We start from the raw sequence: 17451 nt of genomic DNA, 5'->3' as shown, positions 1-17451 counted from the left end.
TGTCTTATTTCCTTCGATGACCAGACAGTTGGTCTTAACAAATCCTGAGTCTGCGAGCACTGTCAGGTGCCATCATGATTCACCGAGCAATCGGGGAACTCAGTCCGCAGGCAGCTGTTGTTGAATCGACGGGTCCTGCAGCATCAGCGTCTCGATGGCTTCCAGCAGAGCCGTCAGCGGGTGGGCGGCGGATCGGGAACACTCCCGGGCGGGCTTGTCGCAAAGAAAGCAGCGACGTGGATTCAAGCCCATTGCTTCTCGCGAGAGGGCACTTCCTTCTGTCAGGACATCAATGTCCAGCAGTCGTCCCAAAGGCAATGATTCTTCCAGCTCAATCATCAGCAGCTTGATTTCATGGGCGGGACGCGAGGTTTTTATAATCACCTCGGGCCCAGTAGCGGCTTGAGTCTGATCCATCACAACACTGTCCTTGATCCGGAGTAAAACCTCATCCAGACTCAGGTGAAAGGCCAGCCGGATCAGATCATTGTCTTTGATGGGACCCGGAATATTCATTTTCATGCTGAGCAGGGTATGGTTCGGGAAATCTCGCTGGAGTTCTTCCAGGGTATTCGCTCTTGTTTCTCGTCGGTCAAGCAGTTCAGCGGGGGAGACCGGAATCCCCTGATCAAGATATTTCATAGCAGGTGTTCTCCTGTGGCGGCTGCCGGAGGGGTTGGATCAGGAAACGCAAGCGGCAGCCTCGCTGCTGTTTCGGTCGGACAGGTCATGGGATCGGACCGGATCGATGAGATCCTCGAACGGATCGGGCTGATTCATGGGATTCTGGGGATTGAATCAAACAGGGGACGGCTTGAGAATAGCTGCCATCGATCACATGGGGCTGTTCCGGTCTTTTGGCTTTTCAGTCATCCTCATTGTAAGGGAAGAGGAGCACGACATTCAAGTAATCCGGCGGATTTTAGTCTGCCGCCGGCAGTGATGGGATTCAGGCTGGGGGAATGAGAAGGGACTGCAACAGGGATCCTTTGGATCCTGTGCAGTCCCTTGGCAGAACCTGCTTCATGCAGATTTTGTGTATGTTCCTTAGAGCTTGCGATCCTCGATGGACATGCCGTGCTTCTTGGCATAATTGGTGGTATACCAGGCGTAAAGCAGGGTCAGGGCACCGGCAATCAGATAAGAATAGGTATAGCTGGTCTTCTCAAATGCTGCCATATTAAAGCCGATGGGGGCATGGATGATGAAGCTCAGAACCACAAAGGCATAGAACATGCCGGGGATCAGAGCGATCCAGCCATTCTGCTTCCGGATGAACAGGTAGACCGCAATCATCGACATGGCGAAGATGGCGATAAACTGGTTGGTGAAAGCAAAGTACCGCCACAGCATGTTGAAGCCTGCCGGGTTGGTTTTGGCAAAGTACAGGATCAAGCCGCAGGGAATGAAGATGGAGATGGTAACCATGGCTCTCTTTGACTTGGAAATCTGATCGATGTTGAACCGTTCAGCAATGATGAGGCGCAGGGATCTGAGGGCGGTGTCACCGGAGGTGATGGGCAGAACGATAACGCCGATGATGGCGAAGACTGCACCAATGTTGCCCAGGAAGTAGCGGGAGATGACACCGATCATGGCGGTTGCTCCGGTGTTGGCCGGGGTGATGCCGTTGTCGGCATTGTACATAACCATGGCAGCTGCTGCCCAGGTCATGGCGATGAAGCCTTCAATGATCATCATGTCATAGAAGGTCGTCCGGCCTTCTTTTTCGCTGGTGACGGAGCGGGAGATCAGAGTCGCCTGAGTGGCGTGGAATCCAGAGAGGATGCCGCACGCTACGGTAATGAAGAAGATAGGAATCCAGGGGGCTCCGTCCTTGGTGACGTTCTGAAGGCTCAGGTTTGCAAAATCAACATTCTGCAGCTGGGCCGGGTGGAAAATAACGCCGGCAAAGATAGCAATGGCTGAAATAACGAGCAGGCCGCCGAAAATCGGATAAACCCGGCCGATGATCTGGTCAATGGGGAAGAAGGTGGCGATCAGATAATACAGGAAAATCAGACCGTATACGATCCAGGTCGTGGGATTGGCAGCGGTGGTGGGCTGTTTGAGAACATCACCGACGATAAGGTCGCCAGGGGTGTAGATAAAGACAGCGCCGACCAGCAGCATCAGGATCATAATGACGATGTTGTAGAATGAGCGGACATTTTTGCCCAGGTATTTCTGAATCATCTTGGGCATCTGCGCGCCGTTGTTGCGCATGGAGATCATTCCGGAGAAGTAGTCATGCATGGCACCGGCCAGCACGCAGCCGAGGGGGATGGTCAGGAAGGCCAGGGGTCCAAAAAGAATGCCCTGGATGGGTCCAAGGATCGGGCCGGTTCCGGCAATATTCAGGAGCTCGATGAGGGAGTTTTTCCATTTTTTCATGCCGACGAAGTCGACGCCGTCATAAGAAGCCACAGCCGGAGTTTCCCGGTCGTCCGGCTGGAAGATGCGTTCTACAAATCCGCCGTAGAGAAATCCACCGCCGATAAGAATAACAAGTCCAATAACAAATGTGATCATAATTACGATTTCCTCCTACACGATTAGTACAAGGGTTTACATTCCGATACCGAACAAAGCGCGATCTGCTTTTTTCTCGAGAATCAGCTGCAGGTGTTTCTTTTCCTCCCCGAGGATCACCTTCATCTGATCATTGGCTACTTCAGGATACAGATCCATGAATTCACGAACATACAGAACCGAGTCACGTTCGATGCGTTCACACAGATCAAAGATCTGACTCTTGAACTGGGTTCTGCGGGCAGTTTCCAGCAGCGTGTCCATGTCTGCCAGGAGATCGTTTTCCATCAGGAGTTCGACATACTCAGCCTTCGCTGCGTCAGTTTCAAGGTGCAGTTCCCGGTTGAACTGTTCGATGATGCCGCGATAGATGATTTCATGCTTGTCCTCATCTTTTGCCATCTTTTCGAAGAATTCCTTGCCGATACCTGACTCCTCACCGATCATACGGTAGAGCTGGGCAACCTTCTTTTCGTTCCCCGCGATGAGGTCCAGGAATTTGGTGCCGTCCAAAGTAATTGACATAATTTTCCTCCTTTGCGTGTTTTTAGTTCGGTAATTAACAAATCGCTTTGTTATCTTTATAATAGTACTAAATAACTAATTTTACAAAATCTGTTTTACTTTCCTCATCCAGTTAATTTCTTGACAATTAATGAAAATGATGTTACAAAGTGATTTCAGGATAATAGTTACAGTTTGTTAGCGTATTATTAATAAACAGGCAAAAAACTGTAAAAACCGTCACAACAAAATTTTGTATTATTTTTTTTGCAAATAAAAAGATACGGGATGCTTCCCGTATCTTTTGTGGAGTAATTGCATAATTTTTGTATAAAACCAAGGGTTGGCTGTACTAAAATTATAGTACACCGAGCGCCTGAGCCCATTCTTCTTCCTTGAAGCCGGCCAGGACAAAATGTCCGTCCGTCAGGATAGGGCGCTTCACCAGCTTGCCGTGAGAAGCGAGCATGGCGATGATTTCATCTTCCGTCATTGTCTTGACCCGCTCCTTCATGTTGAGCTCGCGGTATTTGTCTCCGGTGCTGTTGATGAACTTCTTCAGCGGCAGTCCCTGCTCGAATACCCATTCGTAAAAGAGCTGGGAAGTCGGCGGGAAGTTGATGATATCCTTCTCCTGAAATTCAATCTGATTGCTGTTCAGCCATGCCATGGCTTTGCGGCAGGTGGTTCATTTGCTGTAGCAGTATAAGCTTAATTTCGTTCGATCCATTGCGTGCTCCATTCTAATTCTTATATTTCGGTTGGTCGATTGCCTTTATCATTATATCAAGAAGTTTGGCGGGTGTGTGATAAAATGAAGGGAATGAGAACGCAATACCCCTGATCGGGCAGATCCGGTTCGGGGTTCAGGAGGGCTTATGGAGAAAAAGTATGTGATGGCGCTGGATCAGGGAACCACCAGTTCGCGGGTGATCCTGTTTGACCGGGATCAGGCCATTTGCGGGATGGCACAGAAGGAAGTAACACAGATTTATCCACAGCCGGGCTGGGTGGAGCAGGATGCCATGGAAATATGGGCGACTCAGATGGGGGTTTGCCGGGAAGTCCTGGAGAGAACGGGAACCAGTCCGTATGAAATTGCGGCCATGGGCATTACCAACCAGCGGGAGACGACGGTCGTGTGGGAAAAAGCCACGGGAAAGCCGATCCATCACGCCATCGTCTGGCAGTGTCGCCGGACTGCGGCTCTGTGTGAGGAACTCAAGGCCAGGGGGTTGGAGGACTGGTTCCGCCAAAAGACTGGGCTGGTGCTGGATGCCTATTTTTCGGCCACCAAGCTGCAATGGATCCTGGATCATGTGCCGGGAGCCCGGGAGCGGGCCCGGGCGGGGGAACTGCTCTTCGGAACCGTGGATACCTGGCTGATCTACAATCTCACCAGGGGCCAGGTTCACGCAACCGATTATTCCAACGCGTCCCGAACCATGCTGTTTAACATCCATGACCTGACCTGGGATGAAGAGATCCTGGAACTGTTTGATATCCCCCGGCAGATGCTGCCGATTGTCCGGCCCTCGAGCGATCTTTATGGGGTCACCGACCCGGGAACTTTCGGCGGGGCGCAAATCCCCATTGCCGGAGCCGCGGGAGACCAGCAGGCGGCACTGTTCGGCCAGTGCTGCTTTGAGGTGGGCATGGCAAAGAATACTTATGGCACCGGCTGCTTTCTGCTCATGAACACAGGAGCGGAAGCGGTCCGGTCCGAGCATGGCCTTCTGACCACCATTGCCTGGGGGCTGAATGGCCAGATCACCTATGCGCTGGAGGGTTCCGTGTTCATGGGCGGTGCCTCGGTGCAGTGGCTGCGCGATGAACTTCGGATCATCGACTCGGCCCAGGAATCGGAAGCTCTGGCTGCCTCCGTTCCCAATACGAATGGGGTCTACGTAGTTCCGGCATTCACCGGTCTGGGGGCTCCTTACTGGGACATGTACGCCCGCGGACTCATCATTGGACTGACCCGTGGGGTGCGCAAGGAACACCTCATCCGGGCGACACTGGAATCCATCGCCTATCAGTCCCGGGATGTTCTGGTGGCCATGGAACACGATGCCGGGATCGATGTCCAGGTCCTGAAGGTGGACGGCGGGGCTTCCCGCAATCAGTTCCTGATGCAGTTCCAGGCTGATATCATGGATGTCGCTGTGGTGCGGCCGCAGGTTACCGAATCCACAGCGCTGGGTGCGGCCTTTTTGGCCGGATTGGCCACGGGCTTCTATGACTCCGTGGAAGCGCTGCAGGCAAAGCTCAAGGCGGACCGAACGTTCCAGCCGACCTGGACCGGGGAACGCATAGAACGAAAATACAAGCGCTGGCAGGAAGCGGTCAAACGCTCCATGAACTGGGCGAGAGAAGAGGATGAAGATGATGTATGATGTGATCATCATCGGTGCCGGAGTCATCGGGAGCGCCATCGCCCGCGAATGCTCGCGCTATCAGTGGAAGATTCTGGTGCTGGAGAAAAACCTGGAGGTGGGGGAAGGGACGACCAAAGCCAACAGTGCTATCGTCCATGGCGGCTATGACGCCCTGCCGGGGACACTGAAAGCCAGGCTGAATGTCGAAGGAGCCCGGATGATCCGAGAGCTCGCTCCGCTGCTGGATTTTCCCTATGAGCAAATCGGCTCACTGGTACTGGCATTTGATGAGAAAGATGAGGCGATCCTCCGGCAACTCCTGGACCGGGGCCGGCAGAATGGAGTAGAGGGTCTGTCTATCCTTTCCCGGGAAGAGATTCTGGCGCTGGAGCCCAACGTGTCGGGCGAGGTTCGTTCCGCCCTGCGATGCACGGAGGCCGGAATTGTCTGCCCGTTCAATCTGACCTACGCCCTGATCGAAAATGCCCTGGCCAATGGGGTGGAACTCCGGACGGATGAACCGGTGACCGGGCTGAACCCGGAGGGGGAGCTCTTTCAGATCACAACAGAGAAAAACCATTATCATGCCAAGGTTGTGATCAATGCCGCCGGGATTCATGCGGCGGATGTGGCAGCTCTGCTCGGCGAAACAGATTACCGGATCCGGCCCCGTCGGGGAGAGTACCGCCTGCTGGATCGGTCAGAAGGTCAAATGGTTCGCCACATCATCTTTCAGACGCCGACGCAGCTGGGCAAGGGGGTTCTGGTGACCCCGACGGTTCATGGCAATCTGATGATCGGACCGGATTCCGTTGAAGTGGAGAATCCCGGCCAGAGGCCGGCAACCACCCGCGAAGGCTTGGGCCGGGTCGATGCGCTGGCTCGCAAATCGGTGCCCAATCTTCGGCTGGATCGTACGATCCGTGTATTTTCCGGCTTGCGGGCCACCCCTGACACCGGGGATTTCATGATTTATGAAAGCAAGCACAATCCCGGATTCCTGCATGCCGGAGGCATCGAATCACCGGGGTTGGCGGCTTCCCCAGCCATCGGCCGGATGGTGTGCGAACTGGCCGCTGCCTCCGGACGGCTCCCCCAGGTGAAGCGGGACCAGATTATAGAACGTCGCTCCGGCATCAAGGCTTTTCGGCAGATGACCCCAAAGCAGCGGGAAGCGGCCATCGCGGCCGATCCGAATTATGGCAGCATCATCTGCCGTTGTGAAACCGTCTCGGAGGCTGAGATCCTCCAGGCCATTCATCGACCGGCCGGAGCCGTGACCATGGATGGGGTCAAACGCCGGGTGCGGCCGGGCATGGGTCGCTGCCAGGGAACCTTTTGCGGCCCGAAGGTCATTGCCATACTGGCCCGTGAACTGGGAATAAGTGAAGAAGAAGTGCTCAAGGACTCCAGGGGATCCCGGGTGATCCTGGGGCATACGAAGGGGAAGGAATGAGCGGATATATAACCAATGACGAAGTTCGGGCCAGTTATGATGTGATCGTCATCGGCGGTGGCCCGGCAGGACTGGCGGCAGCTCTGGCGGCTCATGGACAGGGAGCTTCCGTGCTGATCCTGGAGCGAGCCCAGGAACTGGGAGGAATCCTGAATCAATGCATCCATACCGGGTTTGGCCTGCATGAATTCAAGGAAGAGCTGACCGGACCGGAGTATGCTCTTCGCTTCGTACAGCGGGTGGAACAATCCGGAATGGATCTGCTGGTAAAGGCTATGGTGATTGAGCTGACCCCGGACCGGGCCATAACAGCGGCAACTGCCCGCGGGATGGTGTATACCAGGGGCCGGTCGGTGGTCCTGGCTATGGGGTGTCGGGAACGGACGGCCGGAGCCATCGCCATCCCGGGGGAACGTCCTGGCGGAATCTATACCGCCGGAATGGCTCAGAAGCTGGCCAATGAAGAAGGCTATCTGGTGGGGAAGGAAATCCTGATTTACGGATCCGGCGATATCGGACTGATCATGGCCCGGCGCCTGACGCTGGAAGGGGCGAAAGTGAAAGCGGTCGTAGAAATCATGCCGGCCTCCTCCGGACTGCCCCGAAATATTGCTCAGTGTCTGGATGACTTCGAGATTCCTCTGAGGCTGTCGACGGCCATCCAGGTCATTCACGGGGAAGACCGAGTCACCGGCGTGACCCTGGTCCGGGTTGATAACAGCCGTCAACCCATTGCCGGCACTGAAAGCAGCATCGCTTGCGACACCATACTGCTCTCAGTGGGCTTGATTCCGGAAAACGAACTGAGCATCGGAGCGGGAATCCCGCTGGATCCGATCACCGGTGGCCCCCTCGTCGACTCATCCCTGATGACCAGGCTCCCTGGGATTTTTGCCGCAGGCAACGTCCTGCAGGTTCATGACATTGTGGATTATGTCAGTCAGGAAGCGAGACAGGCCGGGCTTGAAGCAGCTCGATACGCTTTAATGGGAAGAGGGGGATCCGTCCTGATTCCGGTTATTGCCGGAACGGGAATTCGCACGGTCGTTCCGCAGGCGATTGTCAAAGGCGGGGAGTCGGCGATTCTCTCCCTGAGATCCTCGGCTGTCTTCGCCAATGCCCGAATTACCATCCGACAGGGCGATGATATATTGGTGAGGCGCCAGTTCCCGATTCTGAATCCGGCGCAGATGGTGCGACTTGAAATTCCAGCAAATCATCTGAATACCATCGAACCGGTCCGGATCGAAGTGGAGGAAGCCAATGGATAACAGTGACTTGACAATTCATAAAATCATCTGTATTTCCTGTCCCATGGGCTGCCAACTGAAGATCCGGCAAAGTGAAACGAGCTGGCTGGTTTCCGGCAACCGATGTCCCCGGGGCAAGACCTACGGCATTCAGGAAATGACGGATCCCCGCCGCATGATTACTACCACGGTTCGCGTCAGAGGGGGCGTTCGTCCGGTGGTATCCGTCAAAACCAGTCAACCGGTGCCCAAAGCAATGGTCTTCGAGGTGATTCGTGAACTGGCCCAGCTCGAGTTCAATGCTCCGATCCAGGCCGGGGAGGTTCTGTTCTCCAACCTGCTGGGCCTTGGTGCGGATATCCTGGCTACCCGGTCGGTGGAAGCTCAAGGAAAGAATCGAACGGAACCAAGGGCAACAGACTAACACAGCATTCCCCGTTACAAAATGGCATTTCGTGACAACAGGCAGCATCCGACAGCATAAACAATGACATACGCCGCGAAGTGACAAAATGCAGCATGAACTGACCAATCATTTCAATGAGTCGGTGGAACAACTTCAAGAAGTCGGTGGAACAACTTCATGAAGTCGGTGGAACAACTTCAAGGATCGGTGGAACAACTTCAACGAGTCGGTGGATCAAATTCGAAGGGGCAAAGAACCCCCGCTATCAGGCACGGCCTGATAGCGGGGGTTCTTAAGTCTGCCCGGGTAATAATGGGATCTGCCCGGACAGGGCGGTTCCTTCTGGTTATTGTCTGCTACATGACCAGGCCCATGGTGATGGACTTGGAGGGGCAGACCTTGATGCATTCACCGCACTGAACGCATTTATCCTGATCGATGATGGCCAGGGAGTCTTTCATCTTGATGGCATCATACTTGCAGGCCCGGACACATAAGGTGCAGCCGATGCAGCCAATGTCGCAGGTTTTTTTGACGATGGGTCCAAGCAGGGGATTGGAGCAGCGGTTGATGTAGGCGTTCTCGACCTTGGGTACGAGATGGATGATGTTCTTGGGGCATTCCAGAACGCATTTTCCGCAGGCTACACAGTTTTCGGGAATGATGCGGGCGACGCCGTCGATGACTTCAATGGCATCATACTCACAGACGGTTTTGCAGTCGCCAAAGCCGATGCAGCCGTAAACGCAGCTGCCGGGTCCGTTCTGAACCAGATTGGCGGCCTTGCAGGTCTTGGTCCCGTTGTACTCGTAACGCGGCTTGGTGTGCTGGCTGGTTCCCTGGCAGTAAACCTGGGCTACAGTAGGAACAAAGCTTCCACCTGATTTTCCAAGGTATTCGGAAAGGGCTTCAGCGGTATCCGGTCCGCCCGGAATGCATTTGGTCGTAATGCCGTCGGATCCCGAAGCCAGTGCTTCAGCGTATCCGGAGCATCCGGAGTAGCCACAGCCACCACAGTTTGCTCCCGGCAGGATCAGGAGAATATCTTCCACGCGGGTGTCTACCGGTACTGCAAACTTCTTGCTGACAACGGTGATCAGCACGCCTAAGATCAGGGCGGTCAGACCCATGACCAGGATCGGCAGCCCGATGCTGTTAAAATTAATACTTGCTATCATGAGTTCCTCCTATTTGAACAGGTTCTCAGCGATGCCCTTGAATCCGAAGAAGGAAACAGACACGATGGAAGCAGCAATCAGTGTGATGGGGAGACCGGCCAGTGATTTTGGAATCTCGGCATCTTCCAGCCGGGTCCGGATGCTGGAGAAGATGAACATGGCAAGCAGGTAGCCTAATCCGGTTCCCAGCGCGTTGGTCAGAGAAAGGGTGTAATTATAGGATGACTCGACATTCTGGAGGGTTACACCCAGGATGGCGCAGTTTGTGGTGATCAGGGGTAGATAAATTCCCAGGGCGTTGTAGAGCGGAGGAAGGGATTTCTTCATAATGGTTTCGACGATCTGAACCAGAGCGGCGATTACCAGAATAAAGACCAGCGTCTGGAGGTAAGTCATTTCAAACTGTTCCAGAATGAAGTGATTGATCGGCCAGGTGATGGCTGTGGCGCCCAACAGGACCAGGATAACTGCCAAAGACATCGACATGGCGGTTTTGACGTTCTTGGATACTCCGAGGAACGAACAAATGGCCAGGAACTGAGCCAGAACGACGTTGTTGACAAAGATCGTATTAAAAAGCAGCTGCATAAATTCAGTCATTACTGTTGGCCCCCTTTGCTTTGCTTGATCATGTCAGGCACGATCATCTTGTTTGGTCTCATCTGAGCTCTGAACTCGGACATGCCGCAGGCTGCTTTTGCTCCGCAGGAACCGCAGCCGCCGTCCGGACAGTCTGTTTCATCAAACTGAGCAGCTTCGGCCTGGATCGGACCATGGGAGGAGAGCTTGCGGGCTTTGTTCTTGGCAGTATTTTCCATGTAGCGGATGATTCCAAGGGTGCCTGCAATCATCAGGCCATAGACAAAGAATCCACCCGGAGGCATTTTGATGATGCCAAAGGGATTCTCGTTCAGAATCGGAATCGGTTTGTCAAACCAGGTCCCGTTTCCGAAGATTTCGCGAATGGAGGCCATGATGGTCAGTGCCAGTGTAAAGCCAAGGCCCATTCCCAAACCGTCGATGGCAGAGTAGAGCGGATTATTCTTGTTGGCAAAGGCTTCGGCCCGGCCCAGAATAATGCAGTTGACGGTGATCAGCGGGATAAAGATTCCCAAAGACTTGTCGAGCTCGGGCAGGTAAGCCGCGATCAACAGCTGAATAACTGTAACCATTCCGGCGATAATGGTAATATAGACCGGAATTCGAACTTTGTCGGAAACCAGGTTGCGGATCAGAGAGATGATGAAGTTGGTCATGATCAGAACCACGGTAGCTGCGATACCCATGCCGATTCCGTTCATTGCGGTGGTAGATACTGCCAGGATGGGACAGGTACCTAACAAAAGCATGAGAACCGGATTTTCTTTTAAGAGTCCACGGCTGAATACTTCGCCGAGGCTTTTCTGTTGTTTCGCCATAGTGTCCTCCTTAATAGCCGAGGGCCTGAACGGCCTTCAGTGCATTGTTCATAGCCATCTTGATGGCGACACTGGTAACGGTGGCGCCGGAGACCTGATCGAAATTGGTCTTGTCGGCTTCACCGGAGAAGGTGAATTCCTTGTCAGCGGCCAGTCCTTTGAACTGATCCTGGAAGGCGGGCTCTTCCGCGTTCTTTCCGAAGCCGGGTGTTTCTCCGTTGCTCTTGGAAACGCTCATGCCGGCCAGGGTTTTGTCACTCTTGAACGCAACGATGATCGGCACGGGGCCACCGTAGCCGCTGGATTCGGACATGACGATGTATCCGAGGGATTCAGATCCCTTCAAGGCTTCGTAAACGCCGGTAACTCCATCGATGCCGGGATCCTCAGCTTTCTTAAACGAATCAGCGTCAGGCATCAGTTCCTTCATGACAATCTCGGCATCCCCCAGCTGGTTCGCGGCGATTTTGTCCTTGGTGGCGCTGTAAGCCAGGGAGAGCATGAATGCGGTGACGATGCAAATGACGGTCAGAACCAGCGCGGGCCACATTCCTTCTTTTTCTTTAAGCATGTTTAACACCTCCCACCGGTTTGGTCATCGTGTAGCGGTCAATGGTCGGGGTCAGCAGATTCATGACGAGAATCGCATAGGATACCCCTTCCGGAATCGAACCGAAGAATCGGATCAGGCCGGTAATCAGGCCGCAGCCGACGCCGAAGATGATCTTGCCCTTGGTCGTATAAGGAGTCGTGACATAATCCGTCGCCATGAAAATGGCGCCGAGGAGCAATCCGCCGGTTAGGACATTGAAGAGCGGATCATTGCCGGTCATCAGTGCCATCAGGGCAACGGTTCCTACATAAGTAACCGGGATCCAGGCAGTGATTACGCCGCGGACCAGCAGATAGACAAATCCAAGAAGCAGCGCGGCGGCGCAGACTTCGCCGATGACTCCGGCATGCTGTCCCAGGAAGAGCCGCAGTGTGCCGGGTACGAACTGGCCAGCATCCTTAAGGCCAAGCGGAGTGGCTGAGGAAGCCAGGTCACCGGCTCCGGTGGAGCCAATGGCCGAGTACTTGATCTTGACGGTGAAGTTGTTCATCTGCTCCGGGAAGGACAGCAGAAGGACAATTCGGGCGGCGATGGCAGGATTTGCGAAGTTGTTGCCAATTCCGCCGAACATCTCCTTAATAACGATGATAGCGACCAGTGCGCCCAGGACCGGGATCCAGAGCGGAATGGAAGAAGGCATGTTGTATGCCAGGAGAACGCCGGTCACAACGGCGGACAGGTTGTTCAGGTGGAGCGGGGTCTGTCTGACCTTTGCGGAAAGGAATTCAAACATCACACAGGCCGATACGGTGACAGCTGTGATGACCAGGGAACGATAACCGAAAATAAAGAATGATGCCACCAGTGCGGGAATCAGTGCAATGAGCACATCCAGCATAATGGACTGAGTCGTTCTCGAGTCTCGGATGTGTGGGGAGCTGGAAACTTGTAAGTTCATTAAACGGCCGCCTCCTTAGCTTTCTTGATTTCATCGAGTTGGGCGCGATAGATTTTCTTGCCGGTGCGGATGGACTGAACCAGCTGGATCTTGGCGGGACAGACATAAGCACAGGAACCGCACTCGAAACAGTTCATGACTGCGTATTCGTCCAGGCGGTCAAAGTCCTTTTTCTTGGTGGCCTTATTCAGGATGTTCGGCATCAGGCCGGCAGGGCAGGCATCGATGCAGCGGCCGCAGCTGATGCAGGGTGATTCCTCAGGGAGGACAGCGCCCTTGTCCATCAAAATAATGGCATTGTTGTTCTTGACAATGGGGGTGGTATAGTCGGACATGGCCAGACCCATCATGGGACCGCCCATCAGGACTTTCTTCGGGTCGCAGGTCGTGCCGCCGGTTTTTTCCAGCAGATCGGAGATTCTGGTTCCGATGGGCACTTCATAGTTGCCCGGATTGGCCGGACAATCGCCGGTCAGCGTGAGAACACGACGGACCAGGGGCATGCCGGTTTCCAAATATTGGTTAATATAGTTTACGGTGGATACGTTCAGGACCATGACGTTGACGTCGTGGGGCAGGCCCTGAGCCGGAATGATGCGGCCGGTGATGGCCTGAATCATGACTTTTTCTGCTCCCTGCGGGTAACGGACGGGCATCACCCGAACCTCGATCCGATCCTGGGCGCCGCGACGCTCGATTTCAGCCTGAAGGGAAGCAGTTCCCTGGGGCTTGTTTGCCTCAATGCCAACAATGGCTTTGGGGATGTTCATATACTGAAGAACTGTCAGGATTCCGGCAACAACGTGACCCGGCTGCTCAATCAGCTGGCGCTCATCTGAGGTAATGAACGGTTCGCATTCCATGCCGTTGATCAGGAGCAGATCCGGCTTTTTATCCTGAGGCGGACGCATCTTGATATGAGTGGGGAATCCGGCTCCGCCCAGACCAACCATTCCGGAAGCCCGGACGGCGGCGACAAAGGAATCATAGTCCGTGACCACTGGCTTCCGGACGGATTCGTGAATAGTATATTGGAAGTCATTTTCGATATCCACCAGAACCATCATATCTCCGGTTCCCATGTACTCTGTTTTGACTGCCTTGACCTTTCCGGAAACGGAAGCATGAATCGGAACGGAAATTCCCGATGGCTCACCAATAACCTGACCAATGTCTACATGATCCCCGGCCTTGACTGTGGGCTTACACGGAGCACCAACAGACATGTTCATGGGGATTCTTACCAGACCGATGTCTTTTATTTCTGTAATCGGCTGATCGCTGGTAAGCTTGTTTTCCAGCGGATGGACTCCGCCTTTGAATGCACGTTTCGCAAACAACATTTTTTCCTCCTCTTGGTACTGAACCTCGATAATCATTAACAGATTATCAAAAAAACTACAAAGATTTCTTGGTATAGTCAAAACTATTACTTACCTATAATACCTCAAATCGAATTTTTTGTTAATCAATTTTCTGCTGAATTACAGGCTTTCTGTATTAATTGTTATTTTTATGTGACTTAAATAAAGGAATGCAAGACATGTTATTAAATTGGGTAAAATCTAATTGAAACATAGTAAGATTTTTATAAAATCCTTAGATTCACACCAGGAATACAAGATGAAAACGAACCAAATCTGTCGAAATCATAATTCTGAGTGAAAGAGTCAGAATTAAATCGTGTACTAAAAAATATTTTATCTGTTTTGAGGTAGATTTCCGGGGACAAGGAGGATGCTAAGTGCATTCATCCCAAGAACCTGAAATAATGCTTACTCACAGGTTCTCATTAAGAGGTTTTTGATCCAATGCGGTTAATCGAGCGTCGAAATGGAAGAACGAGAACAAACCAAGACCGTGGAGTTTCATGACCGTGATATAAATAAGTCAGTGGAATAAGCACAAGCTGGAAGGAAATGAAGTGAGAGGGAGTCTGAATCAAAGAACTCGAAACAAGAAGGGACCTGGCTTCTCAGTTAAGAGGCCAGGTCCTTGCTGGAGGCAGATTCTTTCCATTGGACATCCGTTCAAACACCGGATCAAACACCGGATCAAACATCCGCTTCATCTGAGGCGTTGATGGGTAGAGTGAGTGTCAGATGGTACAGAGTCATTTATCGCTTGGAAGGGACGCTTTCTAACGCAGGGGATTCCCAGAGGAACAGAAGATAGCGAATCAGCACATAAGCGCACAGCAGCAGTGCCAAGGTGGGTTGAATTCTGGTCAGGAGTCCCAGCCAGGCATAGGATTGTCCGACTTTCGTCAGGAATGCATTTGCGCCTTTGGCGGCAATGGCGGAGATGACAAAGGGGAAGGTATAGCTGGAAAAGCTGGGGAAAAAGGGAAGTGTGCTGAATTTGGCCAGTACAGCCATGCCGACCAGGAAGAAGAGAACGGACAGGGCGAGCAGGAAAAGAACCATCCCCTGAGATTTTACAGCAGCGCTGTTGAGATAGCCAGCCAGGAGGAGCGATGCCGGTGCGGCATAGATGGCGATGGAGGGCAGTGCCGGCTTAGCCAGTGGATCGCCTTTGATCATCCGCCAGGTCACAAGGACAAGCAGGGGAAGATAGGTCGCGAATGCAAACCAGAAAGCAACCATGCCCAGAGCGGCCTGGCTGTGATACGGAGCCGAGACCGCAGCGGCGGCGATGCCGACATATACAATGAACCACGAAGGGAATACCGTCTGCAAACGGAATCCCTTCAAGAGATAACGCCAGGTGAACCATACGATATACCCAGCATGGAACAACAGACCGACTGCCCAGAGCGCCAGGGCTATGGGGCCTTTTGGCAGGTATGTTGAAAGGATCATCAGAGCCATGGGGAATGTCGCGAAAGTGCTGGCAATCAGTGGATTGGCCGAGGCTTCGGTGACGCTCTTTGGAAGCAGAACGATTTTCGCCAGGATCATGAGGATCAGGACAGCGGCAATCGCACCGAGAATCGGTTTGAGCCAAGGGGCGTCAGCGGAGAGCAAATTTCCCAGTGCAGCCAGTCCAAGTGCGGTTCCCGCGATGGGGTAGGGCAATTTTTTTAATAAGTTCATGATGTTCCTCCCGAACAATTAGTACCAGCCTAATATAACATATATAAAATTCAGAGTAAACAGAATTAACATAATGACAGAAACAATTTGACAGTAATTCTGATAGATAGTATTATATGAGTGTTATTATTAAGAATGAATGAAAAATATCGTGCATTTGAAAAGGGGATAATTATGGAACGTATTAACACCAAAGAATTTACGAAAAAAGAACTACTCGATATGATTCAGGCAAAGGCGGAAGAAAAATTCAGGAACGGAACATTCTTTTGTTCAGAATCCGTCGTATCGGTTCTGAATCAGTTCATGGATTACCCATACAGTGAGGAAGTTGTTCGGCTGGCTTCTTCTTTCCCCATTGGCATGGGGAAAGCCCAGTGTCTGTGCGGGGCAGTATCCGGAGGGCAGATGGTCCTGGGTATGGCATACGGCCGGCTGGAAGGCGAGGGAATGAATCCGAAAATGTTCCCCGTGGCCAAAGGACTTCACGACTATACAGTGAAAGAATACGGAGCAACCTGCTGCCGTGTGATTACCCGTCAATGGAACGGTGATAATTTTGCTTCTCCTGAACGCAAGCAGCACTGCATTCATATTACCGGCGATGTAGCTCGCTGGGTGGCTGAGCGTTTGATTGAGGATGGCAAGATCGAGGTGAAGGATGTAGCGGCCAAGCCGGTGGAATCCGAACAGATCCCACAGTGGATTGTCAGCTAGTATTCATTCCGGTTCATTCCGACAAAACGAAATATCTTCCCGGGAATCTGTCATGGGTATGGTAAGACGGATCTCCACGGAACTGTTCAGGTCAGCTTCAAGCGCATACTGCGGGAGAAGCTGACCTGGTTTCATTGGCCGGATAGGATCAATTTCGGGATTTCCATCGTCTGTTCCGATGATCGGACGGACTGGATTATTGTGAAGCAGGCGCATATAACAAATCATGCGCAGAGTCTGGAGTATACTATAATAAGAGTAAGATATGCACAGACAATGAATCCACCGATTGAGAAAGGAACGAATGACTTATGGGCAAGCAGATCAGCCGCGAAGAAATCCGCAGCATGTTAGACTGGGCAGGACAAAAGATGGGTCTTGCCTGTCACCACGTGCCGATTGAGATTTCTTCGCGAATGAAACGAACCTATGGTTCCTTTGTTTTTCGGCTGGAACAGGGAAAGCTGGTTCCGGTAGCTTTTCGCTTTGCGCTGAAACTGGTAAGCGGGGACTACAGTGAAGAAATTGTCCGTCAGACGATTCTTCATGAATATGCTCATTTTTATGTTAATGTGCTGGATCAGAAAAATCATGGTCATAACGGAGTGTTTCGAAATGCCTGTCAGATCCTCGGGATACCGGATCATACCCATTTCCAGGGGAACCATCAGGAAGAAAAAAAACGCGGTTACCGGATTTTATGTTCCCGGTGCGAGAAGGAAGTGGCACGCCGGCGACGCCGCGATGCCGCCAAAAATCTGATGCGCACCCACCGTTCCGGATGCTGTCAGGCCAAACTGACTGTCCGCATGGATATATTCTAGTGGAAGATCATAATTTCATGACATTTCATCTTCCTGGGGTGCGGAGCAGTTCATGGTCCGATGCAAAGAACTCAGTTTGGAGAGACTTCGGCGAAAGCCGTTGATACAGTGATTGCGAATGAATCAGCGAAAGCTGATGAATCACTCCTGCACTGCTATATAATAAGAACGAAAGAAGGAGCGAGTACAACTAACTACAACCAAAGTACAACCAAAGAATA

At 52.6% G+C, this 17451-nt stretch carries 16 protein-coding genes and 1 pseudogene; 6 read left to right on the top strand and 11 right to left on the bottom strand.

Going from position 1 to position 17451, the window contains the following annotated elements:
- Positions 1-99 precede the first annotated feature (99 nt).
- The 4 genes and pseudogenes from citX to NQU17_08975 form a co-directional block, all read right to left on the bottom strand.
- The gene (gene citX, locus NQU17_08990) at positions 100-642 is read right to left on the bottom strand and encodes a citrate lyase holo-[acyl-carrier protein] synthase (GenBank protein UUM10800.1); all 543 of its coding nucleotides are present in this window, start codon (positions 640-642) and stop codon (positions 100-102) included.
- Positions 643-1047: 405 nt separating this feature from the next.
- On the bottom strand, positions 1048-2532 hold the full coding sequence (locus tag NQU17_08985; GenBank protein ID UUM10799.1) for a carbon starvation protein A: 1485 nt from the start codon (positions 2530-2532) through the stop codon (positions 1048-1050).
- A 36-nt stretch (positions 2533-2568) separates the two neighbouring features.
- Positions 2569-3057, bottom strand: coding sequence for a hypothetical protein (locus tag NQU17_08980; protein ID UUM10798.1), 489 nt, complete (start codon positions 3055-3057; stop codon positions 2569-2571).
- 337 nt (positions 3058-3394) lie between these two features.
- Positions 3395-3709: pseudogene (locus NQU17_08975) on the bottom strand (arsenate reductase family protein).
- 205 nt (positions 3710-3914) lie between these two features.
- Here NQU17_08975 and glpK point away from each other — a divergent pair.
- From glpK to NQU17_08955, 4 genes are read left to right on the top strand one after another with little or no spacing between them, the layout of a single operon-like run.
- Complete coding sequence (gene glpK / locus NQU17_08970) at positions 3915-5432, top strand: glycerol kinase GlpK (protein ID UUM10797.1); 1518 nt, start codon at positions 3915-3917, stop codon at positions 5430-5432.
- Positions 5425-6870, top strand: coding sequence for an FAD-dependent oxidoreductase (locus NQU17_08965; protein UUM13493.1), 1446 nt, complete (start codon positions 5425-5427; stop codon positions 6868-6870). The genes glpK and NQU17_08965 overlap by 8 nt, the downstream gene beginning before the upstream one ends.
- Entirely contained in the window at positions 6867-8141 is a 1275-nt protein-coding gene (locus tag NQU17_08960) for an NAD(P)/FAD-dependent oxidoreductase (protein UUM10796.1), read from the top strand. The genes NQU17_08965 and NQU17_08960 overlap by 4 nt, the downstream gene beginning before the upstream one ends.
- On the top strand, positions 8134-8544 hold the full coding sequence (locus NQU17_08955) for a DUF1667 domain-containing protein (protein UUM10795.1): 411 nt from the start codon (positions 8134-8136) through the stop codon (positions 8542-8544). Before NQU17_08960 ends, NQU17_08955 begins: the two co-directional genes overlap by 8 nt.
- Before the next feature lie 338 nt (positions 8545-8882).
- Here the strand turns inward: NQU17_08955 and NQU17_08950 are convergent, their stop codons facing one another.
- The 7 genes from NQU17_08950 to NQU17_08920 form a co-directional block, all read right to left on the bottom strand.
- On the bottom strand, positions 8883-9704 hold the full coding sequence (locus tag NQU17_08950) for an RnfABCDGE type electron transport complex subunit B (protein ID UUM10794.1): 822 nt from the start codon (positions 9702-9704) through the stop codon (positions 8883-8885).
- Positions 9705-9713: 9 nt separating this feature from the next.
- Positions 9714-10304, bottom strand: a complete 591-nt coding sequence (locus NQU17_08945) for an RnfABCDGE type electron transport complex subunit A (protein ID UUM10793.1) — start codon at positions 10302-10304, stop codon at positions 9714-9716.
- A complete protein-coding gene (locus NQU17_08940; GenBank protein ID UUM10792.1) occupies positions 10304-11122 on the bottom strand; it encodes an electron transport complex subunit E in 819 nt (272 codons plus the stop codon). The genes NQU17_08945 and NQU17_08940 overlap by 1 nt, the downstream gene beginning before the upstream one ends.
- 10 nt (positions 11123-11132) lie before the next feature.
- Positions 11133-11693, bottom strand: coding sequence for an RnfABCDGE type electron transport complex subunit G (locus NQU17_08935; GenBank protein ID UUM10791.1), 561 nt, complete (start codon positions 11691-11693; stop codon positions 11133-11135).
- Entirely contained in the window at positions 11686-12633 is a 948-nt protein-coding gene (locus NQU17_08930) for an RnfABCDGE type electron transport complex subunit D (GenBank protein UUM10790.1), read from the bottom strand. The genes NQU17_08935 and NQU17_08930 overlap by 8 nt, the downstream gene beginning before the upstream one ends.
- Entirely contained in the window at positions 12633-13976 is a 1344-nt protein-coding gene (gene rsxC, locus NQU17_08925; GenBank protein UUM10789.1) for an electron transport complex subunit RsxC, read from the bottom strand. Before rsxC ends, NQU17_08930 begins: the two co-directional genes overlap by 1 nt.
- Before the next feature lie 774 nt (positions 13977-14750).
- The gene (locus NQU17_08920) at positions 14751-15689 is read right to left on the bottom strand and encodes a TDT family transporter (GenBank protein UUM10788.1); all 939 of its coding nucleotides are present in this window, start codon (positions 15687-15689) and stop codon (positions 14751-14753) included.
- A 174-nt stretch (positions 15690-15863) separates the two neighbouring features.
- On the opposite strand from NQU17_08920, the gene NQU17_08915 reads away from it, so the two are divergent.
- Together NQU17_08915 and NQU17_08910 are read left to right on the top strand one after the other, a co-directional pair.
- Positions 15864-16406 (top strand): C-GCAxxG-C-C family protein, encoded by a 543-nt coding sequence (locus tag NQU17_08915; protein UUM10787.1) that lies wholly within the window; start codon positions 15864-15866, stop codon positions 16404-16406.
- 311 nt (positions 16407-16717) lie between these two features.
- A complete protein-coding gene (locus NQU17_08910) occupies positions 16718-17230 on the top strand; it encodes a SprT-like domain-containing protein (protein UUM10786.1) in 513 nt (170 codons plus the stop codon).
- The last annotated feature ends 221 nt before the right edge of the window (positions 17231-17451 follow it).

It is taken from the genome of Clostridiaceae bacterium HFYG-1003 (assembly GCA_024579835.1).
Classification (GTDB): domain Bacteria; phylum Bacillota; class Clostridia; order Clostridiales; family Clostridiaceae; genus JG1575.
This window is presented reverse-complemented; position numbering and strand designations above follow the sequence as displayed.